The 25,614-nt window shown below is 69.1% G+C and carries 18 protein-coding genes; 11 read left to right on the top strand and 7 right to left on the bottom strand.

What is annotated here, in order from left to right:
- The first annotated feature begins 64 nt into the window (after positions 1–64).
- Positions 65–1,456, top strand: coding sequence for a class I SAM-dependent methyltransferase (locus ACZ6O0_RS09775; protein ID WP_465764437.1), 1,392 nt, complete (start codon positions 65–67; stop codon positions 1,454–1,456).
- Here the strand turns inward: ACZ6O0_RS09775 and ACZ6O0_RS09770 are convergent.
- The 6 genes from ACZ6O0_RS09770 to ACZ6O0_RS09745 are packed head-to-tail and all read right to left on the bottom strand — an operon-like array spanning position 1,453 to position 10,191.
- Positions 1,453–3,615, bottom strand: a complete 2,163-nt coding sequence (locus ACZ6O0_RS09770) for a glycosyltransferase family 2 protein (protein ID WP_465764436.1) — start codon at positions 3,613–3,615, stop codon at positions 1,453–1,455. The two genes, ACZ6O0_RS09775 and ACZ6O0_RS09770, sit on opposite strands and share 4 nt — an antisense overlap.
- Positions 3,615–5,309 (bottom strand): hypothetical protein, encoded by a 1,695-nt coding sequence (locus ACZ6O0_RS09765; protein WP_465764435.1) that lies wholly within the window; start codon positions 5,307–5,309, stop codon positions 3,615–3,617. The genes ACZ6O0_RS09770 and ACZ6O0_RS09765 overlap by 1 nt, the downstream gene beginning before the upstream one ends.
- On the bottom strand, positions 5,302–6,123 hold the full coding sequence (locus ACZ6O0_RS09760; protein ID WP_465764434.1) for a hypothetical protein: 822 nt from the start codon (positions 6,121–6,123) through the stop codon (positions 5,302–5,304). The genes ACZ6O0_RS09765 and ACZ6O0_RS09760 overlap by 8 nt, the downstream gene beginning before the upstream one ends.
- Positions 6,123–8,405 (bottom strand): glycosyltransferase family 2 protein, encoded by a 2,283-nt coding sequence (locus ACZ6O0_RS09755; RefSeq protein ID WP_465764433.1) that lies wholly within the window; start codon positions 8,403–8,405, stop codon positions 6,123–6,125. The genes ACZ6O0_RS09760 and ACZ6O0_RS09755 overlap by 1 nt, the downstream gene beginning before the upstream one ends.
- Positions 8,406–8,442: 37 nt before the next feature.
- Complete coding sequence (locus ACZ6O0_RS09750; protein WP_465764432.1) at positions 8,443–9,195, bottom strand: N-acetyltransferase; 753 nt, start codon at positions 9,193–9,195, stop codon at positions 8,443–8,445.
- 12 nt (positions 9,196–9,207) lie between these two features.
- Positions 9,208–10,191, bottom strand: a complete 984-nt coding sequence (locus tag ACZ6O0_RS09745) for a glycosyltransferase family 2 protein (RefSeq protein WP_465764431.1) — start codon at positions 10,189–10,191, stop codon at positions 9,208–9,210.
- 69 nt (positions 10,192–10,260) lie between these two features.
- On the opposite strand from ACZ6O0_RS09745, the gene ACZ6O0_RS09740 reads away from it, so the two are divergent.
- A complete protein-coding gene (locus ACZ6O0_RS09740) occupies positions 10,261–12,486 on the top strand; it encodes a hypothetical protein (protein ID WP_465764430.1) in 2,226 nt (741 codons plus the stop codon).
- Here ACZ6O0_RS09740 and ACZ6O0_RS09735 read toward each other — a convergent pair.
- A complete protein-coding gene (locus ACZ6O0_RS09735) occupies positions 12,479–13,501 on the bottom strand; it encodes a PseG/SpsG family protein (protein WP_465764429.1) in 1,023 nt (340 codons plus the stop codon). The two genes, ACZ6O0_RS09740 and ACZ6O0_RS09735, sit on opposite strands and share 8 nt — an antisense overlap.
- A gap of 144 nt (positions 13,502–13,645) precedes the next feature.
- Here ACZ6O0_RS09735 and pseB point away from each other — a divergent pair, with 144 nt between their 5' ends.
- From pseB to ACZ6O0_RS09690, 9 genes are all read left to right on the top strand, one after another.
- On the top strand, positions 13,646–14,629 hold the full coding sequence (pseB, locus tag ACZ6O0_RS09730; RefSeq protein WP_465764428.1) for a UDP-N-acetylglucosamine 4,6-dehydratase (inverting): 984 nt from the start codon (positions 13,646–13,648) through the stop codon (positions 14,627–14,629).
- A 1-nt stretch (position 14,630) separates the two neighbouring features.
- A complete protein-coding gene (gene pseC / locus ACZ6O0_RS09725; protein WP_465764427.1) occupies positions 14,631–15,764 on the top strand; it encodes a UDP-4-amino-4,6-dideoxy-N-acetyl-beta-L-altrosamine transaminase in 1,134 nt (377 codons plus the stop codon).
- A 1-nt stretch (position 15,765) separates the two neighbouring features.
- Complete coding sequence (locus ACZ6O0_RS09720) at positions 15,766–17,157, top strand: methyltransferase domain-containing protein (protein WP_465764426.1); 1,392 nt, start codon at positions 15,766–15,768, stop codon at positions 17,155–17,157.
- Entirely contained in the window at positions 17,157–17,972 is an 816-nt protein-coding gene (locus ACZ6O0_RS09715; RefSeq protein WP_465764425.1) for a hypothetical protein, read from the top strand. Before ACZ6O0_RS09720 ends, ACZ6O0_RS09715 begins: the two co-directional genes overlap by 1 nt.
- Positions 17,960–18,697 (top strand): cytidylyltransferase domain-containing protein, encoded by a 738-nt coding sequence (locus tag ACZ6O0_RS09710; protein ID WP_465764424.1) that lies wholly within the window; start codon positions 17,960–17,962, stop codon positions 18,695–18,697. The genes ACZ6O0_RS09715 and ACZ6O0_RS09710 overlap by 13 nt, the downstream gene beginning before the upstream one ends.
- Positions 18,698–18,805: 108 nt before the next feature.
- Positions 18,806–19,621 carry a class I SAM-dependent methyltransferase gene (locus tag ACZ6O0_RS09705; protein WP_465764423.1) on the top strand — a complete coding sequence of 272 codons (816 nt, stop codon included), beginning with the start codon at positions 18,806–18,808 and terminating at the stop codon, positions 19,619–19,621.
- Positions 19,622–19,709: 88 nt separating this feature from the next.
- The gene (locus ACZ6O0_RS09700) at positions 19,710–20,051 is read left to right on the top strand and encodes a DUF485 domain-containing protein (protein ID WP_465764422.1); all 342 of its coding nucleotides are present in this window, start codon (positions 19,710–19,712) and stop codon (positions 20,049–20,051) included.
- Complete coding sequence (locus ACZ6O0_RS09695; protein WP_465764421.1) at positions 20,048–21,685, top strand: solute symporter family protein; 1,638 nt, start codon at positions 20,048–20,050, stop codon at positions 21,683–21,685. The genes ACZ6O0_RS09700 and ACZ6O0_RS09695 overlap by 4 nt, the downstream gene beginning before the upstream one ends.
- A gap of 239 nt (positions 21,686–21,924) precedes the next feature.
- Entirely contained in the window at positions 21,925–25,515 is a 3,591-nt protein-coding gene (locus ACZ6O0_RS09690) for a discoidin domain-containing protein (protein WP_465764420.1), read from the top strand.
- The last annotated feature ends 99 nt before the right edge of the window (positions 25,516–25,614 follow it).

Genomic DNA, 25,614 nt, shown 5'->3' with positions numbered 1-25,614 from the left:
TGTGTTGACTCGGTTCCAGGGGGAGTTTCTGCGGGGGTTTGCGGATCGGACCGTGGTGTGGGCGGTGACTTCGGCCAATCATCAGACGACGAAGCGGAATCCGGTGGGGTTCGATCGGCGGGAGGCGGCGATCGAGCGGTTCAGTGTGGAGACCGGGATCCGGTCGTTGGTGGTGGGGGTGGTGGACACGCCGCCGACGGACGAGTTCGCCGAGGTGACGGTGAAGGCGATCGAGGCCGGGACGGATGATCTCGTGCGCTTGACGCCGGAGAACACCGTGGTGGCATGTTCCACGCCCGAGGTGAGCAAGTTGTACGAGCAGCTCGGGTTCGCGGTGATCGGGGTCGAGCCGGAGGGTACGGCGCGTCCGTGGGACGTGCTGCTGATGATTGCCGCAGGCAATGACCAGTGGCGGGAGACGGCCCATCCGGCGACCGTGGACGTGTTCGAGCGGTACGCACTCGACGCGCACATCCAGCGGTGTGTGAACGACCCGGTGGTCGGCGACGACGGCGGGCTCACCACCACCCGGGACTACAAGACGTACGCCGACGCCTTCGAAACGGCCGCCGACCGGAAATGGCAGCAGATCAAGGACTTCGTCCGCCCCGGCCGCATTCTCGACATCGGCTGCGCGACCGGCGCAACGCTGCAACTGATCGACAGCGACCCGCGGTTCCACGAATCCGACCTGATCGGCGTCGAGGTCGCCCGGCACCTGTACGCGGAATGCGTGCACAAGAAGGAACAAGGCCTTTTCCACAACCCGAATGTCTATTTCTACCAGCGCAACATGCTCGGCTCGGCCGTCTTCCCGCCGCGGTCGATCGACACCACGCTGACGCTCGCCCTCACCCACGAGATCTGGTCGTACGCCGACGGCTCGCGACCGGACACCGTCCAGCGATTCGCGAACGCACTCTTCGCCCACACGGCACCCGGTGGGGTCTGGATCAACTCCGACGTCTGCGGACCCGCCGAGCCGGATCGTCCCGTCGTACTGCGGCTGGACGACAGCGACGGGGACAACCCGGACACCGTCACCGAACTCGAGGCCCTCGACGACCCAGCGGCGTACGTCGGGACACTCTCCACGCGTGCGCGGTTCTTCCAGTTCGCGCACGACTTCCGGCGAAACGCGAAAGTCCCGTTCGAGTACGCCGTCCGCGGTGACGGGCTCGTGCTCCGGCTGGCCGACGCGATGGACTTCCTCACCCGGAAGGACTACGTGGACAACTGGCTGAGCGAGACCCACGAGCAGTTCTGCGGGCTGACCTTCGCCGGCTGGTCGGCCGTCGCCGAACGGGCCGGCTTCACGATCGACCCGGCGTCGAAAGCCTGGCGCAACGACTGGGTCGTCGAGAACCGGATCGCACCGGTCGCCGCCATCAGCACTCCCGACGGCGACCCGCTCGACTGGCCCGACACCCACCAGCTCCTGATCGCCCGCCGCTAGCGCACCTCGACGTGCAGCGTCCCCGCCAGCGGCCGGACCGCGAGCGTGTGCGCACCGGACGAGATCGTCAACGGCAACCGGCTGGACAGGAACGGGTCGCACTGGACGGCATGTGACGTCCCGTCGACCGCCGTCGCGAACAGGATCCAGTCCGCGGAGGCGTCGTCCACCGGCCGCGTCAACGCCTCCGTCTCGACGACCGCCGCCCAGCCGTCGTCGGAGACGGTACGACGACAGGCCACGTCGACATAGTCGTCGGAGTCCGCCAGGTAGCGCCGCCAGCCGAAGTCGACATCACCCCAGTCCGGGCCGCGCACCACCAGCATGTTGCCCGCAGCAACCGCAGCGGTGGCGGTCATCCGGATCGGCGACTCGTGCAGGTTCACGTACCCACCGGTCGATCGCGTCAGCATCACCACGCGGCCGCCCTCGGCCTGCGAGACCAGCCGCTCACCGGCCGTCCACAACAGCACCTGCTCGCGCCCCTCCGGTCCGCGCAGCCGGAACGCCCGCGTCGTCCGCTGGCTGAACGGGTCGTCCGGATTCGTCTCCTCGATGATCGGCCGGATCGGCAACCGCGCGGTGAAGTCGCGGCCGTCGACCTCGAGCGGGACCTCTTCCTCGCCGCCGGCCACCGGCCGGGTGACGAACAACGACGGCTCGTCGAACGACGACCGGCCGTGCAACACCAGCGCCTCCGGCGTCTGCTCGACCGAGGTCAACCGGCAGGGATCCGTCAGTCGCCGGATCGCGAAGCACCCGTCCTTGCCGGGACCCGGCTGAATCCAGCTGGTCTCGTCGATCCACGCCCCCGGCGGCCATCCCGGGCTCCCCGCCCGTTGCCCGCGCAGCACATCCCGCCGCCGGACCCGCCCTGACCTCATCCGTACGTCGAAGTGCGCCGGACCGGCCGTGCATTTCGCCAGCAGCTCGCGATCGAGCAGTACTTCGAACCCGACCAGCGTCTCGTCGCCGTGCAGATCGGTCGCGGTAGAGCGCCGAACTCGCAGGGGATACGACCGACCGGCGATCACCAGCGCGATCCGAAGGCTCGAAGGCCGCGCCTGCAGGTGACGGATCTCTGCAGTCCCCTTCACCGACAACTTGCCGTCGACCCACGTCACTTCTCGCACACTCGTCGCCAGCGTGAGGTCCGCGGCCGAGACCTGGAAGTGCTCCTGCGCCTCGGCGCCGTTCAGCGCGAGCCCTCGGAGCAACTCGACATCACCGGCCTGCAGCGCCGCGTACTGCATCCGATCGAGCCGCGACGCGTCCTCGAGCACCGATGCGTCCAGCCGGTCGGCGAGTTCGTGCGCGAGCTCGACCAGGTGCTGCTCCTCCTCGGCTGGAACCGTGCCGAAGGCGGACAGCACCGCGTGAAGGTCGATCTGGCGGAAGTGCGCGTGCACCCCGCGGCGGACCGCGGACAGGGCATCGTCGACCAGGTCCAGCACCATGCCGGCCGACAGGATCCGGTCGCGGAGGTTGCCGAGCTGGAACTTCTGCTGGGTGATCGAGTCACCCGACTCGCGCTCGCGCCAGTAGTAGACAGGCGCGGCGAGGGTGTCGACCGTGACCGCGTCGAGGTGCGCCTTGAGCGTGACCGGGTAGTCCTCGTACCGGATCGCCGGGAAGCGGTAGCCGTACTCGTCCCAGAACGACCGCCGGTAGACCTTGTTCCAGACCATCCGGTCCAGCACGAGCTCGGGCGTCTCCGACACATGGGTCGCGAACCGGTCCTGCGTGAAGCACTGCTTCTGCAGGTACGACGGCCGCACGCCATAGCTGTTGTTGAACCGGCGCGCGTTGCCACCCGCGAAGTCCGACCCGGTCCGGTCCAGCGTCCGGATCAGCATCCCGAACCCGTGCCGGGTGACCAGGTCGTCGCTGTCGACGAAGGTGAGGTACTCACCGGCGGCGTGCTCGGTGCCGGCGTTGCGCGCCGGCCCGAGTCCGGCGTTGTCCTGCTGCACGAGCCGGAACCGGGAATCGCGCGTACAGAAGTCCTTGGCGATGACCGTGCTGTCGTCGAGCGAGCCGTCGTCGACCAGGATCGCCTCGAAGTCCGCCCAGGTCTGGCGCGCGATCGAGTCCAGACAAGGACCGAGGTACTCGCCGACGTTGTAGAACGGCACCACCACGCTCAACCGCGGCGGCATCAGCGCCTGCGCAGGCGGCGCGACAGCTTGCGGGCGACGACCCGCGGCTTGCGGACCTGAGCGGCGTGGAAGACCACGCGGGAGAGCGCGTACGTGCGTGATCCGCGGATCCGGTCGTGGGCCGCGGTCACCTTCTGCAACTGGAGACGCAGCTCGCGGATGCGGTTCTCCCGCGTCTTCATCGCCTTGTTGCGGAAGCCGAGCGTCCGTTCGAGACCGTAGACATGGCCCTTCAGCTGGAACAGCTCGTGCCGGGCCCGCTCGGCGTCCGCGAGCGCTGTGCGTACGTCGGCAGTCTCGTGCGTCCGCAGCACGCCGGCCAGCGCGGTGGCGAGTTCTTTGCCGCGGGCAACGTGTTGCTCGGACGGCGGCGGGGTGTCGGGCGAGGTTGCCTGGACCGGTTCCGGCAGTTCGACTCCGGACATGCCCATCCAGGTGGAGACGAGGTCGTCGCCGAGCATCCACGGCGGCCAGGGGTGGCGACGGTGCTGACCGATCAACCGATCGTGGAACCGGCACCATGCGGCTGCGAGCAGGTCCGCTGCGTCCGTCGGCTCCGCAGTCGTCCAGGCCGAGACTCCGTGGGCGAAGGTGTCGCCGTCGACCACGACGTCGTCCCACCGAAGCACGACGCGCGAGTCGGTGGCCCATTCCCCGAGGCGAGCGGCGAGCTTGCGGAAGCCGGGAACGTCCTCGGCGGCCGCCAGCCGGAAGAGAAGAGTTTCCACCGACACACCACCGGGGACGACAGCCGGTAGGACGCTCGCGTCGAAAGCCAGCGTGGTCGAGGGGGCAAGGTCGCCGTCGGAGCCCGGCGTGGTGTCGGTGGCCGGGGTGGCGATCGTGGTTTGCCAGCCGGCCGCTCCCCGGGTTGCGGTGAGGGTTGTGGAGCCGGTTTCGACGTACAGGTCGTGTTCGGCGTGGGTGCCTGTGATGGCCAGCCAGCCGGTGGGAATGGCGGCGAGGAGGCCGGCGCGGGCGGCGGAGTCCACACCGTCGGCGATCGGGGAGAGCAGCGGGACGTCGGATGCTTCCAGGGCGTCCGTGGCCAGGCGGGTCGGCAGCTCCCCGGGGCGCGCGGTCGCGGCGACCTCGGCAGCCACGAACGTCCGCGAGCCGAAGTCGGCGTACACCTGCGCACTCCACGGCAGCGCGGACGCGAGCTGATCGACGGACACCGGTCGCGTCGGATCGTCGTGCAACGGACGCCAGTCGTCGTCGCCGTGCCGCTCGTGCGAAGGACGGCTGTCCAGCAGGTTCAGGAGGGAGAACTCGTTCTCCAACCCCAGGACGACGACCGCATCAGGAGCCGCGAGCGCGCTCACCGCCGCCAGGCGCTCCGACCAGCTCAGGTCATCGCTGTCGTATCCCATCACCCGGTCGAGCCCGTCGGCAGCGACGACCACCTCGAACGGCTCGGCCCTCAGCCCGTCGAGAGCACCGGCGACGACCTGAAGACGCTCACCGAACTCCGCGGCCAGCTCCTCGGCGTCCGACACCGAACGGAGCAGGATCGTCGCATCGGAGGTCAGCTCGGCGACGGCCGAGACCAGCGAACGCGAGTGCGGGCCGACGATCAGAGTACGGCGTTCCGCCGGAAGGACGTCGGCCAGCAGCGCGGCCAGGGCCGGGTGATGGTCGGTGCGGTCGGTCCACGGCTGCATCTCACCGAGAACCACCTGCAGGTCAGACACGCTCTCTCCAATCGAACAGCATCCGCAGCTCCGCGGGCGGCATCATCCAGGGCTTGCCGAGCTCCAGGTCGGTGGTGGCCCGGGCGGCTTCCAGGTCGACGGACTTGCCGAGCATCTCCGGCCACAGCCGCTCGATCCGGCTCTGCCCACCGAACAGGGGGTTCTCGCCGTCCATCTCCATCGGGTCGCCGTACACGGCGGGTTCGCAGCCGGCCGCGACGCCGTAGAAGATGGCCGTCGACAACCGGTTGGCGGCGACCCGCTTGTGGCGCCGCAGCTCGGCCAGTTGCTTGAACAGGAAGCGCCGGTCGGTCCCCTCGTAGGAGAACCCGCGGCGCCCGAACGACACCACGCGGAAGCCGGCGTCCTCGTAGTACCGGCGGACCTCGGGACGGTCGTACTCCGTGTAGTACAACGAGAACGTGACCGGACCGGGCTCGGTCTCGCGGATCTCGTCGATCAGCCGCTGGTGGTCGCCGTGGATCTTGCCGCCCTCCCACCCGTGGAAGAGGAACCACAGCGTGCCCTCGCGCTCGACCGGCTCGGTCTCCTGCTCCAGCTCCAGTAGATAGAGGAAGGGCGCGCCGATGCTGTGGTAGTTCCGCCGGCCCAGCGCGTGGCCGCGCCGCCGGGGCGCGTCGCTCCAGGTGAACCGCCAGGCGCCGTCGTAGAACTCGTGCACCGGGTTCCACCCGCAGCCGATGTTCCAGCCGTGCTGCAGATAGCCGCGCAGCCGGGGCGGGTGGTCGAAGTCCAGGCCGGCGTACCGCGACAGGATGTGCGTCTGGCCGTAGTAGTGGTTGTGGTGATGCATCAGCGGACCTCCACGTGCAACGTGCCGGCATGCGGTCGTACGGCGAGAACGTGCGCGTCGCGCGAGATCGTCAACGGCAACCGGCTGCACAGGAACGGCTCGCACTGCACGGCGTGGGACGACCCGTCGGCCTTCGTCGCGAACAGGATCCAGTCCGCCAGCGACGCCAACGGGTCCACCGAGACCCGCACCGCCGCCGCGGGAATCAACGCGTCCACCTCGGCGGCGGCCGACCAGCCGTCGGCGGTCGACGTCCGACGGCAGGCCACGTCCAGGTGATCGTCGGAGTCGGCCAGGTACCTCCGCCAGCTGAAGGAGACGTCACCCCCGTCGGCACCGCACACCACCAGCATGTTGCCCTCAGCAACAACGGTCGTGGCCGTCGTCCGGATCGGCGACTCGTGGAGGTTCACGTACCCGCCGGTGGACCGCGTCAGCGTCACCACCCGGCCGGCCTCGGCCCGGGAGACCGCGGAGTCGCCGGCCGTCCACAGCAGCACCCGCTGCTGCCCTTCGGGATCGCGGAGCCGGAACGAGCGCGTCGTCCGCTGCCCGAACGGATCGTCATGATTCGCCTGCGCCAGGATGTCCGCGATCGGCATCCGCGCGGTGATGTCGCGGCCGTCGAGCTCCAGCGGAATCTCTTCCTCGCCGCCGACGACCGGCCGGGTGACGAACAACGACGGCTCGTCGAACGAGGAGCGACCGCGCAGCACGAGCGCGTCCGCCGTCCACTCGGCCGAGGTCAGCCGGCACGGATCCGTCAGCCGCCGCAGCGAGAAGCATCCGTTCTTCCCGGCCCCCGGCTGGATCCAGTTGGTCTCGTCGATCCACGCGCCCGGCGGCCAGCCAGGACTCCCAGGCCCTTGCCCGCCGAGCACGCCCCGCCGGTCCCGCCGCCCGGACCGCATCCGCACGTCGAAATGCGCCGGAGCACCCGTACACCGGCCGAGCAGTTCGCGATCGAGCACCACCTCGAACCCGACCATCGTCGTGTCACCGTGCAGGTCCAAAGCGTCGTACCGGCGTACCTCGAGCGGGTACGACGTGTCCGCGATGACCAGCGAGATCCGCAAGCTCGAGGAACGTTCGGTCGCGAGGTGACGGATCTCGGCGGTGCCCCTGACCGACAACGCGCCGTCGATCCAGGCCACCTCGCGCACGTTCGTCGCGAGGGTGAGGCTGTGCTCCGAAACCCGGTACAGCTCCTGCGGTACGACGGCCTCCCGCAGGCCGGGGTAGTTGTAGTCGAGCTGCCGCGACCTGCGGGGCCGCGGAACCGCCCGGGCGCCACCGCGGAGACCGCCGTCGTTGCGGAAGTGCGCGAGCCGGCGGAGCAGCTCGACGTCACCGGCCCGCAGCGCCGCATGCTGGATCCGGTCGTACCGATGGGTGGCCGCGAGGACCTCGTCGTCGAGCCGGTCGAGCAGCTCGCCGGACAGCTCGACGAGGTGCTGCTCCTCCTCGACGGGCACCGAACCGAACGCGGACATCAGCGTGAGTACGTCGATCTGGGCCAGGTGCGCGTGGACGCGGCGGCGAACCACCGGCGCGGCGTCCTCGACCAGGTCCAGCACCATCCCGGCCGAGACGACCCGGTCGCGGATGTTGCCGAGCTGGAACTTCTGCTGGGTGATCGACTCCCCCGACTCCCGCTCGCGCCAGTAGTAGACCGCCTGGGTGATCGTGTCCACGGTCACCGCGTCAAGGTGCGCCTTCAGCGCGACGGGGTAGTCCTCGTAGCGGATCGCCGGGAAGGTGTAGCCGTACTCGGTCCAGAACGACCGCCGGTAGACCTTGTTCCAGAGCATCCGGTCCAGCACGAGGTCGGGGAACTCCGTGACGTGGGTGGCGTGCCGGACCCGGGCGAAGGGCTGGCGGTGCAGCCAGGACGGCCGGACTCCGAAGCTGTTGCTGAACCGCCGCGCGTTGCCACCGGCGAAGTCCGAGCCGGTCTTGTCCAGCGTCCGGATCAGCGCGGCGAAGCCGTACCGCGAGACCAGGTCGTCGCCGTCGACGAACGCGAGGTATTCACCCGTCGCCTCGCGGATCCCGGTGTCCCGGGCCGGCCCGGGACCGGCGTTGGCCTGCTGGACGAGCCGGAAGCGGGAGTCGCGCGCACAGAAGTCCTTGGCGACGACGGCGCTGTCGTCGGGCGAACCGTCGTCAACGAGGATCGCCTCGAAATCGCCCCAGGCCTGCCGGGCGATCGACTCGAGACAAGGCCCGAGGTACTCGCCGACGTTGTAGAAGGGCACGACCACGCTCAGCCGCGGCGTCACTCCGGCAAAACTCCCCTCGCTGCAGCTAAAGCACTATCTACGTAGCGGCAACGAGGTGAAGCGTCAGAAGGTTATGCACGGGCTCGAATCCGTACCTGGCCCAGACCCGCTGGATGCCGGTGTGATGGGCCTGGGTCGACACGACCAGCCGCCGGCTGGTGCACGCGTCCTCGATCGCGGCCAGCAGGTGACCGTACCGGCCGCGCCCCTGCTCGGCCGGTACGACGCCGGCCAGCTGAATCTCGGTCCACGAGCGCTGCTGGTCGATCGCGGCCAGCGCGAGCACCCGTCGGTCGGGGCCGCGAAGGACGACCGCACCGGCGTCGGCGATCCGGCGCCGGGCCCAGTCCTGCCGGCCGGCCAGCGCCACGGACCGGTCGAACATCGGGTTGGCGCCGTAGTGGTTCCCCGAGTCACCGAAGACGTCCGCCACCACGTCGTCCACCAGGACGTCGTCCACCTCGGGCTCCACTTGAGCGGTGAACCCGGCGAGTGGCGCCGGCCGGCGGCCCTTGCCGTTCGGGAGCGCCCAGTAGACGACAGTGTCCGCCAGCAGCGCCCGCCGCGGCCCGCTCGCCAGCGCGGCGAACCAGGTGGTCTCGCGGGCCGGGTACCGCAGCACGATCACATCGGCGGTCGACCGTTCGACGGCGGTCAGCACCTCGGACAGCGACGTACCCGCGGAGGCGGATACCGTCATCCGGTCGATCGAGACACCGAATCGCTTCGCCGCGTCCACCGACGGACGCACGGTCAACTCACCGGCTTCGAGCGCGTCGTACCAACTCATAGAGGACGGAGCTTAGTCGTTCTCGTCGACCGTTTCGGCGAAGGTGTGGTGTCCGTGGTCCTCGAGGCTGTCGTAGCCGACGAGGAACTGCGGCCGCCGCTGGCTCGACTGGAACAACCGGGCGACGTACTCACCGAGGAGACCGAGACACAGCAGCTGGATCGCGCCGATCACACTCACGGCGAGCACGGTCGAGGTCCAGCCCGGGATGCTGCGACCGGTCAGCTTGATCACCAGCGCACCGATCACGAACACCCCGGACAACATCCCACCGAGCAGCCCGAGCCACGTCGCCAATCGCAGCGGCGCCGCCGAGAACGCGGTCACACTGTCGAAGGCCAGCCGCAGCATCTTGGTGAAGTTGTACTTCGTCGTCCCGGCGGCCCGCTCGGCCCGGATGTACTTCACTTCGGTGCTCGGGAAGCCGAGCCACGGGATCACCAGCCGGAAGACGCGACCGTCCTCCGGCAGGGCGTTGACCGCGTCGACCACCCGGCGCGACACCAGCCGGAAGTCACCGGCGTCGAACGGGATCTCCTTGCCGACCAGCCGGCACATCAGCCGGTAGTACATCCGCGCGGTCGTCCGCTTCAGCCAGGTGTCACTCGAGCGGTCCGAGCGGACGCCGTACACGACGTCGACGTCTTCCTCGCGGACCGCGGTGAGGAACTCGGCGATCACCTCGGGCGGGTCCTGGAGGTCGGCGTCGATGGTGACCACGTACTCACCCCGGGCGCGCCGGAAGCCGGCCGACTGCGCCGCCTGGTGACCGCTGTTCCGGAGCAGCCGGACCACACGCAACTGCGCCCAGTCCTCGGCCGCCTCGAGCAGCAGAGTAGCGGTCCCGTCACGGCTGCCGTCGTCCACCACGACCAGCTCGTAGGAGATTCCGAGGCCGTCGAGCAGCGGGCGCATCCGGGCGAAGAACATCGGCAGCACTTCCTCCTCGTCGTACATCGGTACGACGACGGAGAGCGCGGGCTGATCGGTTCGCATCAATCGGGACCTTACTCGCGGTGACACAGTGCGTTCGTGCGATAACAGATTTCACATTAGTGTTACGACATGCGCGCGAAGGCGAGGCGGCGGGGGCCGCGGACGGCGGGGCCTTCCCTGTCCGGTCTGGCGGCCGGCCTGGCGGTCCTGATCCTCGCGATCGTGCTGCTCGCCCTGCACTCGACCATCTTCGAGCTCGCCAGGTTCGTGCTGTTCACCGGGCTCGCGATCACCCTGCCGGGGTTCGCGCTCTGGCGACTGATCGGCAGCTACGGACGCAATCTGGTCGAGGACCTCGCCGCCGGACTCGCGGTGGGCACAGCCGCCCAGATCATCGTCTATCTGGCCAGCGCGTCGATCGGATTGCAGGCGTGGTCATGGGTGTGGGCGCCGGTGGTGCTCCTGATCACCTTCGTGGACCGTGACGTCCGCGCACGGGTCTGGCGGCGGGTGGACCAGCCACTCCGACCGCTGCAGGCCTGGCTGCTCGCCGGGGCAACGGCCGTCGTCGTGCTGATCGTCTACCGGCGCGGACCGGGTCAGTTCCTGCCGGCGTACACCGATCCGCTGCGGGCGTACCCGGACCTCGCCTTCCAGCAGGCACTGGCCGCCAGCGCGAAGTACGACGTACCGATCTCGACACTGTGGCTCGGTGGCGAGCCGATGAAGTACCACACGTTCTTCCACCAGGCGACGGCCGCGACGGCGTGGGGGACGCGGATCGACCTGACCGACCTGATCCACTCGCTGAGCTGGCTGCCGTTGTTCCTCGCCGGGTGCGGACTGGTCTTCGCGCTGACCACGCGCTTCGCCCGGACCGCCGAGTCGGGTGCGACCTGGGCAGGGCCGCTCGCAGTCCTGATCGCCGGGCTCGGCGGGGCGGTCCAACCGCTACCCGACCAGGGGCTCGGCGGGATCTCCACCGCGGTCGCGGCGTACCTGAGTCCGACGCAGAACCTCGGCGTCCTGATCGCACTGACGCTCTGCATCGTGGCGGTCGATCTGCTGCGGTCGAGCGCTCCCCGCAGTCGCTGGGTGTTGCTGATCCTGCTCGCGCTGGTCGCGGCCGGGGCGAAGTCGACGATCCTGCCATTGCTGGGCGTCGGGTTCGCGTTCGCGTTCCTGCAGCTGACGATGGCCCGGAGACCCACGCGACCGGCGACGATCGGTGGGGCACTGTCGTTCGTGGTGTTCGTGGGCGGGTTGATCACGATCTTCGGCGGCAGCACGTGGGGGACGAAGATCGCACCGTTCCAGACGTTCATCCAGCTGGAGCCGTACCCGATCGTGATCGACGACCCGCATGCCCAGTTGTTGTCTGGGGCAACGACTTTGCTGAGCTGGGGCCTGGCCGCTTCCGGCCTGTTCTTCGTCGGACGGAAGTGGCGGGACCCCGGCGCCGTGTTCCTGCTCGGCTTCGCCGTGGCCGGACTGCTCGGGGCGATGCTGACGACGCAGTCCGGTGTCAGCCAGCTGTACTTCCTGCGGACCGGCTTCCCAGCGGTCGCCGTACTCGCGGCGGTCGGGCTGGCGAACCTGGCCGGGCGGCTCGGGGACCGACGAGCCGTGGTGCTCGTGGGTGCGGCCGGACTCCTCGGACTGATGGGACTGGCCGTCGCGCGATCCGAGTCGGCCGGCCTCAAGGGAATCAAGGGACCGTGGCTGTGGACGGCCGCGGCGCTTGCCGCGGTTGCTGTCGTCGTTGCCCTTGCGTGGAAGGCGTTCCGGCGACCTGGCAACGTCTTTGTCGCTCTGCTGGTCGGCGCGGTGGCGGCGAGCATGATCGGGGCGATGCTGGTTCCGCTGCAGGCGTTCGTGTCGGACAAGGCGTCCAATCTGGTCTTCGCGCATCCTTTCCGCGGCGGTGCGACCGCAGCTGAGGCCGGTGCGGCGCAATGGCTGCGCCGGAACAGCACACCGGGCGATCTGGTCGCCACCAACGCGCACTGCATCATCGAACGCGACGGCATCTGCGACAGCCGGCACTTCTGGCTCGCTGCCCTGTCCGAGCGGCCAGTGCTGATCGAAGGCTGGTCGTACTCCAACCAGGCCAACCGGATCGCCGTCACCACGGGCGGGAACCCCAGCCTGATCCCGTACTGGAACCGTGAGGAACTGGCCGCGAACGACGCCGCCTTCAAGTCCCCCACGCCGGCGGCGATCGAACGCTTCCGCAAGGCCGGAGTGCGCTGGCTGTACGCCGACCACCGCGCGGGCGACGTGTCGCCGGCACTCCGCAACTACGTCCGGCTCCGGCACGCGACGCTGGATGCCACGATCTACGAGCTCAGATAAGGGCCATCAGGGCATCTGCGACCCGGACGCGACCATTGCCGTCCACAAGCTTCCATCCGGCCGCGGCCAGGCGAGTGCGCTCCGCCGAATCGGTCAGCAGGCGTTTCAGCGTTGCCGCCGCGGTGGACGGATCCGCCTTCAGCTCGGACAGCACACCGACGCCTGCCGCCGTACCAGTAGCTATGGCACGCTCGTAGCCCATCACCTGGTTGTCGACCACGCAGACCAGCCCGGCCGTCGCTCCGAGGCACAGCAGCTCCCAGGTCGACGTACCTGACGCACTGATGGTCAGATCCGCCTCGCGCACCGCGGCCGCAAGCTGGTCCGTCGGCCCGATCACATCGACTCGTTGCCGCGCTTGCAGGTTGACCGCGGCAACCCGCGCCGCGAGGTCAGGAGTCGGCGCGACCACGGTGGCATCGAACGGTACGCCGGTCGCCGCGAGAGCCTGCACCACGGACGGGCCGGCGCCGAATGCGTCCGTACCCCCGAAGAACGCGAACACCTCGGGTACGGCGACCTGCCGGGGCGCGGGTGGTTCGGACGGGCGGAGCGCGAGGATCTCGTCGCGGATCATCACGTACTCGAGCCCGGCCAGCCTGGTCGCATTGAGCGGCAGCTCGGGGTGGTCGAGCTCGGCGGCGAGATTCTGGTCGACCAGCACGTCCGCCTCGGCGCCGCGGAAGTCCCCGTCGACGATGGCGAGCGTGGGGATCCCGGTCGCGCGCACGGCCGGGTAGACCGAGGCGTCCAGGTCGTAGGAGTCGAAAACGACGGCGTCCAGGCGCAGGCGATCGAACAGCTCGACGTGCTCGGCGGCCGTCCACACGGCCGGCTCCACCCCGATCCCCCGGGCCGCGATCTGCTCCGCGGCCCACGGCACGGTGTGCGCGTCGCACACGAACACGAGTTCTGTCCCGCGCCGCCGTACCTCCTCCGCGAGCGCCAGGCAGCGCATCACGTGCCCGATCCCCCGCCCCGGCCCCACATCACACCGCACCCCGACGCGTTTCACCCCCAGACCGTACTTCGCGAGCGTACGTTTGATCACACTGCGCTGAGACGCGGGATTGAGGGGCCTCGGGAACGGGCAGCTATTGTTCGAGTCTGCACTGCGCGTACTGTGCTCGGAACTGTCCGTCAGAAGGGTCCCGCTCGAGTGTCCATCCTCACCGGCTCCGACATCCTCGTCACCGGAGGCACCGGATCCTTCGGCCGGGCGTTCGTCCGGCACGCGCTGGACCAGCTGAACCCACGCCGGCTGATCGTCTTCAGCCGCGACGAGCTCAAGCAGTGGGAGGTCCGCCAGCTCTTCGGCGACGACCCGCGGCTGCGGTTCTTCCTCGGCGACGTCCGGGACCGGGCACGCCTGCTGCGCGCCATGCACCGGGTCGACTACGTCGTCCACGCGGCCGCGCTGAAGCAGGTGGACAGCGGTGAGTACAACCCGTGGGAGTTCGTCCAGACCAACGTGATCGGCTCGCAGAACGTGATCGAGGCCGCGATCGACTCCGGCGTCAAGCGGGTGGTGGCGCTGTCCACCGACAAGGCCTCCAGCCCGATCAACCTGTACGGCGCGACCAAGCTGACCGCGGACAAGCTGTTCATCAACGGCAACCACTACGCGGCGGCCTACGACACCCGGTTCGCCGTGGTCCGGTACGGCAACGTGATGGGCAGCCGCGGCTCGATCATCCCGAAGTTCCGCGCCTTGCACGCGGCCGGTCAGTCGCTGCCGATCACCGACCTGCGCTGCACCCGGTTCCTGATCACGCTGCCGCAGGCGGTCGAGTTCGTGGTCGACTCGTTCGAGCTGATGACCGGCGGCGAGCTGTACGTGCCGCGGATCCCGTCGATGAAGGTCACCGACCTGGCCGAGGCGATCGCGCCCGGCGCGAAGATGCACGACATGGGCCTGCGCCCGGGCGAGAAGCTGCACGAGGAGATGATCAGCCCGGAGGAAGGCCGCCGCGCGCTCGCGGTCGGCAACCGGTACGTGCTCCAGCCCGACCTGGCCTCCTGGGGCTACCTCCCGCCCACGGATGGCCTCCCGGTCGCGGACGGGTTCCACTACGCATCGGACACCAACGACCTGTGGTATTCGATCGAGGAGATCCGCAAGATCCTGGACAGCGACGTCTGACGTGTTGCCGTACGGGCGTCAGTCCATTTCCGACGCGGACATCGAAGCCGTCGCCGCCGTACTGCGAGGCGACTGGCTCACCACCGGACCTGCCGTCACCGCGTTCGAGAACGCCGTGTCCGAGCTGTCCGGTGGGCACCGCGCGGTCAGTTGCACGTCGGGCACCGCGGCCCTGCACATCGCGTACGCCGCACTCGGCGCCGGACCGGGTGACGAGGTCGTCACCACCCCGATGACATTCGTCGCCACGGCCTCCTGCGCGGCGATGCTCGGGGCGAAGGTGGTCTTCGCCGATGTCGACGAGGACACCGCGTTGCTCGATCCGTCGGCCGTCGAGGCGGTGCTGACCGAGCGTACGAAGGTGATTGCGGCCGTCGACTACGCCGGTCAGGCCGCGGACTACGCCGCACTGCAGCCGCTCGCGGACCAGGTCGGCGCCCGGACGCTCGCCGACGCGGCCCACTCGATCGGCGGCTTCGCCGACGGCCGCCCGGTCGGGGACCTCGCAGACGTGACCACGATGTCGTTCTTCCCGACCAAGAACCTCACCACCGGCGAAGGCGGCGCGGTAGTCTGCAAGGACGCCGCGATCGGGCAGCGCGCGCACGAGTTCCACTTCATCGGTCTCGTCCGCGATCCCGATCGCTTCGAGATCACCGACGAGGGTCCGTGGCACCAGGAGGTGCACGAGTACGGCGTGAACTACCGGCTCACCGACCTCGGCGCCGCGCTCGGGTTGTCGCAGCTCGCCCGGCTCGCGGACTTCAAACGCCGCCGGGCCGAGATCACAGCCCGCTACAACGCGGCGTTCGCCGGCGTCGACGGTCTCCGTACGCCGGTGCAGCGGGCGGGTGTGGATCCGGCCTGGCATCTCTACCCGATCCGCGTGCTCGGCGGGCGCCGGCGCGAGGTGTTCGAGGGCATGCGGGCCGCGGGCATCGGCGTACAGGTGAACTACATCCCGGTGTACTGGCACCCGGTGTTCGCGCGACAGGGCTACCGGCGTGGGTCGTGCCCGAACGCCGAGCGCTTCTACGCCGAGGAACTCTCCCTGCCACTGTTCCCGGACCTGACCGACAGTGACGTCGACCGGGTGATCGACACGCTCCTGAAACTGGTTGGCTACCGTGACTGATGTGACCCGATCGAACTTGATCGGCGGAGAGATGCTCAACTGGTCGGATCTGCACCCGGTCGACGCCCGCCCCGCGGCCGCCGGACCCGCCGCCGCAGCACTCCTGGCCGCCACCCTCCAGCCCGCGGACTCCGTCCTGATCGCCGGGCCGCACGCGGTCGACGTGATCACCGCGGTCGCCGCGCGGGTGACGTCGGTCGATCTACTGCTGCGCTCGGCCCCGGACGCGGAGGAACTCGCCGAACTCCTCACCGACACCAAGGGCCAGGTCTTCTGCGGCGCCCTGGACCGCTTCGGCACCGATGAGACGTACGACGTGATCGTCGCGCTGGACGGCCTCGACCGGCTCGTCGGCCCCGACACACCCGCGCTGACCTGGTCCGAGGCACTGGACCGCCTGCACGACCACCTGTCCCCGTCCGGGCGGCTGTTGCTGGGTGCCTCGAACTCCTTCGGCGTCGAGCGCTTCGTCCAGCCCGCGATCACCGCGGCCTTGCCCCGCGACGAGGACTGGGCCCGCAACGTCGCGGACACCGCACCCGCCGGACTCGAACCGCTACAAGCCGCCTTGCGCGAGGCCGGCGTCGAGGTCACGCAGACCTACGCAGTCTTCCCGTCCCTGGTCGACGCAGAGGTGGCGCTCACCACGGTGGATGGCTTGGCAGCCGTGGTCGCAGCCAGAGCCGTTGCCGAGCGCAACGCAGGCCCAGTACTGATGGACCCCTACCGTCTGATCCTGGACGCAGCCGGGGCCGGCCTGGCGAAGGAGCTGGCGCCCGCCTGGTACTTCGTTGCCAACACCAGCGATGGCCCTGCAACTCTTCCGGTTGATGCGGTTCCCACGGGATCAGGTGTTCTGCTGGAGGAGCACCTGCTCGCCGCCTTGCGAGTGGATGATCAGGCGGCTTTGCGGCGGATCATCCCCGACTACGTTGCTTGGCTGGGGACCGGCGGCAGCGGGTCGCCGGACAACGTGATCCTCGACGGGGCGTCGTACCGGCTGTTCGGGGAGGCGCAGGACGGTGATGTGGTCACGTACCTGCAGCGGTTTGCCCGGCGGGTGCTGGAAGGGGGCTCTCGGCAACCGTGGCCGGCGGGTGGAGATCCGCAGGCACTGACCGCGCGGCTTGCCTCGATCGCCGGAATCGCTGTGCCAGCAGGAGATTCGGCGGCGGCTGAGGTGATCCGGCCGTTGGGGAGTGCCGAGCAGCTTGTGACCGTGGCGCGGCTGGCGGATGAGTTGGCACACGCGAGTGCGCGGGCGATCCTGTTCGAGGGCACGGTCAGCGGGATCCGGCGATCGCTGCCCTACCGGGTCGGCCACGCGGTGCTGAACCCGGCGCGGGTGATCCGCCGCCGGCTCCGGCGCCTGGTCCGGAAGGTCCGTCGCTGATGCACCACGCGAACCACTTCTACGGCCACGCGAACATCATGGCGTCGTACGCCGGGCTCGCGAAGCCACCCCGGATCTGGGGCTACCTCCAGCACGGCTGGAACATCCTGGACGGCTTCGCCCACGGCACGAACTTCGCCCCCGGGATGCCGAAGTTCGTCTGGTCCGACAGCGTCCGCCGTCGCGGCCACTCGATGGGCCTGCGCAACTACGAGGTGATCGGCTCGGTCTGGCTCTACCTGCTGAAGGTGCACCCGGAGCTCGCCACTCCGGCGAAAGGGGCCGAGGGCACCATCTTCTACCCGTTCCACGGCTGGGAGGGCCAGCACGTGCTCGGCGACCACGGCCGCCTCGTTGCCTCGATCAACGAGCACGAGACCGGCCCGGTGACCGTCTGCCTGTACTGGAACGAGTACGAGAAGCCCGCGATCCGCAACCTGTACAAGGATGCGGGCTTCCGCGTCATCACGCACGGCTACCGGGGACTGCACTGGCGCCGCACCGACGCCAAGTTCCTGGTCAAACAGTTGCGCGAGCTCCGCAAACACTCGCGCGTCGCATCCAACCGGCTCAGCTCCGCCGTCCTGTACGGCGCCTCGATCGGCTTGCAGCCGGGCGTCTACGGCGACCCGATGGTGCTGGAGCACGAGCACCCGTCGTTCGGCGGGCAGGCCCGGATCAAGCGGCTGTGGCCGGAGCTCGACCAGCCGTTCGTCCCGCCCGCGATCGCCCGCGAGTTCACCGACACCGAGCTGGGCGTCGACCATGTCGCCGGTCCGGCCGAGATCCGGGAGATATTCAAGTGGACCCCCTGAAGATCGGCGTTGTCACGCAGGTGCGGGTGACCAGCACCCGCCTGCCGGCCAAGGTCCTGCTGAGCGTCCGCGGCCGGACCTATCTCGAGCATCACCTCGACCGGCTCCGCAGCACCGGCCTGCCGGTGATCGTGGCGACCACCACGAACTTCAACGACGACATCGTGCTGGAGGTCGCCGGGCAGAGCGGGGTCCCGGTCTTCCGCGGCAGCGAGGACGACGTCCTGAGCCGCTTCGCCGGGGCCGCCCGCGAGCACGGACTGGACGGGATCGTCCGGGTCACGTCCGACTGCCCGTTGATCGACCCCGAGATCGTTGCCACCGGCGTCGATCGCTGGCGGGCCGAGAACGACCTCGATCTCTACCTGTCGAACTGCCTCGAGCGGACCTATCCCCGCGGCATGGACTACGAGATCTTCTCCGCGGCCCGGCTGTACGACGCCGAGGCCAAGGCGACCCTGCGATCCGATCGCGAGCACGTCACGCCGTACCTGCACCAGAACCGGTCCGGGGACATGCGTTTGCTCAACCTCGGGTGGTCCGGCGGCGGAGCGCAGTACCGGCTCACGCTCGACACCCCGGACGACTGGAAGTTGCTCGACGCCCTCATCGACGACTTCGGCGCCGCGGAGCTGAACTGCGCGGACCTGGTCGCGATTCTGGACTCCCACCCGGAACTGGCCACGCTCAACGCGCACATCGAACAGAAGAAGCTCGGCGAGTAGGTCGCGTCCGGCGATTCCGCGCCGTGCCGAGTGCCGCGCAGTAGGCGGGGAATCGCCGGACGCGACCTTTCAGCGCGCGAGGCGGCCGCTACGGCATGATTTACGGTGATGACCACCGATGATCCAGGATCCGACGTACCGGACGCGGCCCGCGCGAAGGCGTTCGGCGCCGTCGCGGCCGCGTACGACGCCGGCCGGCCGACGTTTCCCGCCGAGGCGCTGACCTGGATCCTGGGCCCGGGACGGGGGCTGCAGGTCCTCGATCTGGGCGCCGGCACCGGCAAACTCGCGGCCGTCGCCGCCGGGCTCGGGCACGACGTGGTCGCGGTCGATCCGTCCCCGGAGATGCTCGAGGTCTGCCGCCGGCGGCCCGGGATCGACTCGATGGTCGGGGCGGCCGAGTCGATCCCGCTGGCGCACGCCTCGGTGGACGCGGTGATCGTCGGTCAGGCCTTCCACTGGTTCGACCACGCCCGGGCCCTGCCGGAGATCGCCCGCGTCCTGCGGCCGAACGGCGTACTCGGCCTGCTCTGGAACAACGCCGACACCGTCGTGCCCTGGGTCCGGCGGATGGTGCACGCGATGCAGGGCAGCGACCACATCGGCGACGACCGGTTCGACCCGATGCCGATCCTGCTGCAGTCGGACCTGTTCGCGCTGATCGAGACGGCCCGGTTCCGGCACTGGCACGACCTGGACCGGAACGGTCTGCGGCTGCTGGCCCAGTCGCACTCGCGGATCGCCGTCCTGACCGAATCCCGCCGGGAGGCGGTGCTCGATCAGGTCGACGCGTTGTACGAAACGACCGCCCGGCCGCCCGAGCCGCTGCGGATGCCGTATTTCACCGACTGTTACCGCGCTCGCCCCAGTGACCTGGCGAACTACCGCCGTACGCTCGACGCCCCGGTGGCGCCGCACCTGTGAAACAGGTGAACGTTTTGGTTGCGGTGGGTCACAAATCCACGACCAGCGGCTAACGTGCATCTGTTCGTGTCCAGCGAAGGGGATTCACATGGACGAGCAAGCGGTGCGCGAGCGGGATGCCCGCGCGTACGAGGCCGTGTACGAGGCCGCCGACTTCACCGAGCTGAGGCGGCGCTACAAGAACTTCGTCGTCCCGTGGACGATCGCGTTCATGACCTGGTATCTGGCCTATGTCGCCTGCAACAACTGGGCCCGTGACTTCATGAGTCAGAAGGTGGTCGGGCACATCAACGTGGCGCTGGTCTTCGGCCTGCTGCAGTTCGTCTCCACCTTCGCGATCGCCGCGCTCTACGGCCGGTTCGCGAACCGGAAGCTGGATCCGCTCGCGCACGGCCTGAACGCCAAGTACAAGAGGGAGCGCCGTCGGTGACCACGCTTCTCGTCCCCCTGGCGACCGAGCCGGGCAACCGGGCGCTGACCCTGTCGCTGTTCACCGCGGTCGTTGCCGTGACGCTGTACATCACCTGGTGGGCGTCCCGGCAGAACAAGACCGCGGCCGACTACTACGCCGGCGGCCGCTCGTTCAGCGGCGCGCAGAACGGCCTCGCGATCTCCGGCGACTACATGTCCGCGGCGTCGTTCCTCGGCATCTCCGGCTCGATCGCGCTCTACGGGTACGACGGCTTCCTGTACTCGATCGGGTTCCTGGTGGCCTGGCTGGTGGCACTGCTGCTGATCGCCGAACTGCTGCGGAACTCCGGCCGGTTCACGATGGCCGACCAGCTCGCGTTCCGGATGCAGCAGCGGCCGGTCCGGACCGCGGCCGCGACCTCCACGATCGTGGTGTCGATCTTCTACCTGCTGGCCCAGATGGTCGGCGCGGGCTTACTCGTCGGGCTGCTGCTCGGCGTGAAGAGCGAGGGCCTGAAGGCGGCCACGATCGTCCTGGTCGGCGCCCTGATGATCATCTACGTGACGGTCGGCGGCATGAAGGGCACCACCTGGGTGCAGATCGTCAAGGCCGTCCTGCTGATGGCCGGCACGATCCTGATCACCTTCCTGGTGCTGGTGAAGTTCCACTTCAACATCTCCGACCTGCTCGGTGCGGCGGCGGCGAAGTCCGGCAAGGGCGAGGCGTTCCTGCAGCCGGGTCTGCTCTACGGCAAGGACCTGACCGGCCAGATCGACTTCCTGTCGCTCGGCCTGGCGCTGGTGCTCGGGACGGCCGGCCTGCCGCACATCCTGATCCGCTTCTACACCGTGCCTGACTCGCGGTCCGCGCGCCGGTCGGTGCAGTGGGCGATCGGCCTGATCGGCGCGTTCTACCTGATGACGCTGGCCCTCGGGTTCGGTGCGGCGGCGCTGCTGGACACCGGCAATGGATCGGCCGTGGCGGAGTCGAAGGGCAACGTGGCATCGCCATTGCTGGCCGAGTCCGTCGGTGGCGGCGCCGACTCGATCGGCGGGGCGATCCTGCTCGCGCTGATCGCAGCAGTCGCCTTCGCCACCATCCTCGCGGTGGTCGCGGGCCTGACCCTGACCTCGGCGTCGTCGTTCGCGCACGACCTCTACGCGAACGTCATCGCCAAGGAGCCGCCCTCGGAGAAGAGCGAGCTGCGGGTCGCGCGGTTCGCCGCGATCGGGATCGGCGCGATCTCGATCGCGCTGGCGATCCCGGCGCAGAAGCTGAACATCGCGTTCCTGGTCGCACTCGCCTTCGCGGTGGCCGCCTCGGCGAACCTGCCGGCGCTGCTGTACAACCTGTTCTGGAAGCGGTTCAACACCTCCGGCGCGGTCTGGAGCATCTACGGCGGCCTGATCTCGGCCGTCGTCCTGGTGATCTTCTCGCCGGTGGTGTCCGGCAAGCCGACGTCGATGATCACCAGCGCCGACTTCGCCTGGTTCCCGCTGTCGAACCCGGGCATCGTGTCGATCCCACTGGGCTTCCTCTTCGGCGTCCTGGGCACGTACGTCGGCCGCGACAAGGCCGGCGAGTCCCGCTACCACGAACTCTCCGTCCGCTCGATGACCGGCGCCGGCGCGGAAGGCCCCGCCAAGCACTGACCTGCACGCACCGCGGACGCGGCGGCGGTTCCCCGGGGTCGATCCCCCGGCGACCGCCGCCGTTCTGCTGTCCGGCCTCCGGCACCCCACCAGGCGTCACGAACCGTTGACGCTCGCGTAGCCATGCCGTAACAATGAGTCAGCGCTGCGCAAGAAACGAGCAAGATCCGAGCAAGTTTCCGACTTCACGCTCACTTGCGGAGTGCTGTGCCCTCACCATCCCGCCCCTAGGAGAGGCCATGCGAATCCGGAAGTGGCGGCTGCCGACCGCCTTGCTCGCCGCGAGTCTCGCGCTCGCGGCGAGTCCGCTCATCCACCCGACCCCGGCCGGCACCGCGGCGGCCGCCGTACTGGCCGGACCCAACCTCGCCGCGGGCAAGGCCGCGTCGGCCAGCAGCGCCACCCAGACGTACGTCGCCTCGAACGTGACCGACGGCGACCAGGGCACCTACTGGGAGAGCGCCAACAACGCCTTCCCGCAGTGGGTCCAGGTAGACCTCGGCTCGTCCGTCGCGACCAACCAGGTCGTCCTCAAACTGCCGAGTGCGAACTGGGGTGCCCGCAACCAGACCCTCGCGGTCCAGGGCAGCACCGACGGACAGAACTTCAGCGACCTGTCGGCCTCGGCCGTCCGCGCGTTCAACCCACCGAGCAACACGGTGACCATCGACTACGGCACCGCGACCACGCGCTTCGTCAGGATCCGGATCACCGCGAACACCGGCTGGCCGGCCGGGCAGCTCTCCGAGCTCGAGGTGTACGGCCCGGCGACCGGTGACACCCAGGCTCCCACCGCCCCGGGCAACCTGGCTCTCACCGAACCCGGCGCCGGCCAGATCCGGCTCACCTGGTCCGCCTCGACCGACAACGTCGGGGTCACCGGGTACGACGTCTACGCCAACGGCCAGCTGCGAACGAGCGTGGCGGGCAACGTCCTGACCTACACCGACAACCAGCCGGCCAGTACGACGATCTCGTACTTCGTCCGCGCGAAAGATGCCGCTGGCAACCAATCGGCGAACAGCAACACCGTCACCCGGAACGGCAGCAGCGGCCCCGGCAGCAACCTCGCGCTGGGCAGGCCGATCGACGCGTCCGGCTACGTGCACATCTTCGTTCCGGCCAACGCCAACGACGACAACGTGACGACGTACTGGGAGGGCAACGCCAACCTGGCCACGCTGACCACACAACTCGGCGCGAACGCTGACCTCAGCTCGATCGTGATCCGGCTCAACCCGGACTCGGCGTGGGGACCGCGGACGCAGACGTTCTCGATCCTCGGCCGGGAGCAGAGCGCGTCCGGGTTCACCACGATCGTGCCGAGTGCGTCGTACAACTTCAGCCCGGCGAGCGGGAACAGCGTGACGATCCCGGTCAGCGCGCGGGTGGCCGACGTACGGCTGAACTTCACCGCGAACACCGGCGCCCCGGCCGGACAGGTCGCGGAACTCCAGGTGATGGGGGTGCCGGCGCCGAACCCCGACCTCACCCTCTCGAACGTCTCGTGGACGCCGACCTCGCCGGTCGAGACCGACACGATCACGCTCCGGGCGACGGTGAACAACGGCGGTACGGCGATCTCCCCGGCGACCGACGTGAACTTCTACCTCGGCGACAGCAAGGTCGGTACGGCGGCCGTCGGCGCGATCGCGGCCGGCGGGTCGACCACGGTCACCGCATCGATCGGCACCCGGGACGCGGGCAGCTACGCCCTGAGCGCGAAGGTCGACGAGTCGAACACCGTCATCGAGCAGAACGACGGCAACAACACCGCGAACGCAGCCGGCCCGCTGGTCGTCACACCGGTCGCCAGCTCGGACCTGGTCGCGGCGGCGGTCAACTGGACACCGAACAACCCGGCGGCCGGCAACACCGTGGCCTTCTCGGTCGCCCTGAAGAACCAGGGCAGCGTCGCCTCGGCGTCCGGTGCCCACGGCATCACCTTGACGGTCTTGAACGGCAGCTCCGTCGTGACCACCCTGACCGGCTCCTACAACGGTGCGATCGCGGTTGGCGCGACCACACCCGCTGTTGCCCTCGGCAACTGGACGGCGGCGAACGGCCGCTACACCGTGCGGGTCGTGCTCGCGGACGACGCGAACGAGTTGCCGGTGAAACGGGCGAACAACACCAGCGAGCGGCCGTTCTTCGTGGGCCGCGGCGCGAACATGCCGTACGACCACCTCGAGGCCGAGGACGCCTCGGTCGGCGGCGGCGCGTCCGTGATCGGCCCGAACCGGACCATCGGCGACCTGGCCGGTGAGGCGTCCGGGCGGCGCGCGGTGACGCTGAACTCGAACGGCGCGTACGTCGAGTTCACCACCCGGGCCAGCACGAACACGCTCGTCACCCGGTTCTCCATCCCGGACTCGGCCGGCGGCGGAGGTCAGACGTCGTCGATCAACGTCTACGTGAACGGCAGCTTCCACAAGACGTTGCCGCTGACCTCGAAGTACTCCTGGCTGTACGGCGCGGAGGCTTCGCCGAACAACTCGCCCGGGTCCGGTCCGGCCCGGCACATCTACGACGAGGCGAGCATCATGCTCGACTCCTCCTTCCCGGCCGGGACGAAGATCCGGCTGCAGAAGGATCCGGCGAACAGTACGACGTACTCGATCGACTTCGTCGACACCGAGCAGGTGGCGCCGCTGGGGAATCCCGGTGCTGGATTCGTGACGCCGGCCGGGTTCACCCAGCAGGACGTGCAGAACGCGCTCGACCGGGTGCGGCAGGAGAGCACACTGCAGGGGGTGTACCTGCCGGCAGGTGATTACCAGACGTCCTCGAAGTTCACCGTGTCCGGCAAGGCGGTTCGCGTCGTCGGCGCCGGGCCTTGGTACACGCGGTTCGTCGCACCGCAGAACCAGTCGAACACCGACGTCGGGTTCGACGCGCAGCCGTCGGCGAACGGGTCGACGTTCAGCGGGTTCTCGTACTTCGGCAACTACGACAGCCGCAACGACGGGCCGGGCAAGGTGTTCAACTTCGCGAACACCTCGAACATGACCATCGACAACATCTGGGCCGAGCACCAGATGTGCCTGTACTGGGGTGCGAACACCGACAACTCGGTGATCAGGAACTCGCGCATCCGGGACTCGTTCGCCGACGGCATCAACATGACCAACGGGTCGGCCGGCAACACGGTCAGCAACAACGACGCCCGGTCCACCGGGGACGACAGTTTCGCGCTCTTCAACGCCACCGACAACGGCGGCGGCGAGGTCCGGGACAACGTCTTCGAGAACCTGTCCGCGACGCTGACCTGGCGGGCCGCCGGGTTCGCGGTGTACGGCGGGACGAACAACGTGTTCCGCAACCTGTACGCCGCGGACATGCTCACCTATCCCGGCATCACGATCAGCTCACTCGACTTCGGCATCCCGATGAACGGCTTCGGCGCCACCCCGCCGACCCGCTTCGAGAACGCGTCGGTGGTGCGATCCGGCGGGCACTTCTGGGGTAACCAGACCTTCCCCGCAGTGTGGATCTACTCCGCCACGAAGGTCTTCCAGGGCATCCGGGTCAGCGATCTCGACGTCGTCGATCCGACGTACTCCGGGATCATGTTCCAGACCGACTACGTCGGCGGCAGCCCGCTCTTCCCGGTCGCCGACACCGTCTTCACCAACACCACGGTGTCCGGCGCCCGCAAGTCCGGCGACGCCTTCGACGCCAAGTCCGGCTACGGCATCTGGGCCAACGAACTCCCCGAACCCGGCGAGGGCCCCGCCCGCGGAGCCGTCACCTTCACCAACCTCACCCTCACCAACAACGCCACCGACATCCGCAACACCACCACAACCTTCACCATCACCCGCAACTAACCGCCGGAGCCGCCGGAGGATCCCCTCCGGCGGCTCCGCCAATCTGCCCCGACCTGCCCCAGGCTGCCCTGGTGTCGCAGCCCGGACCCCGTCCCTCCG

It is taken from the genome of Kribbella sp. NPDC048837, assembly GCF_055586945.1.
The sequence above is the reverse complement of the archived record's forward strand: the minus strand, read 5'-3'. Positions and strand labels throughout refer to the sequence as shown.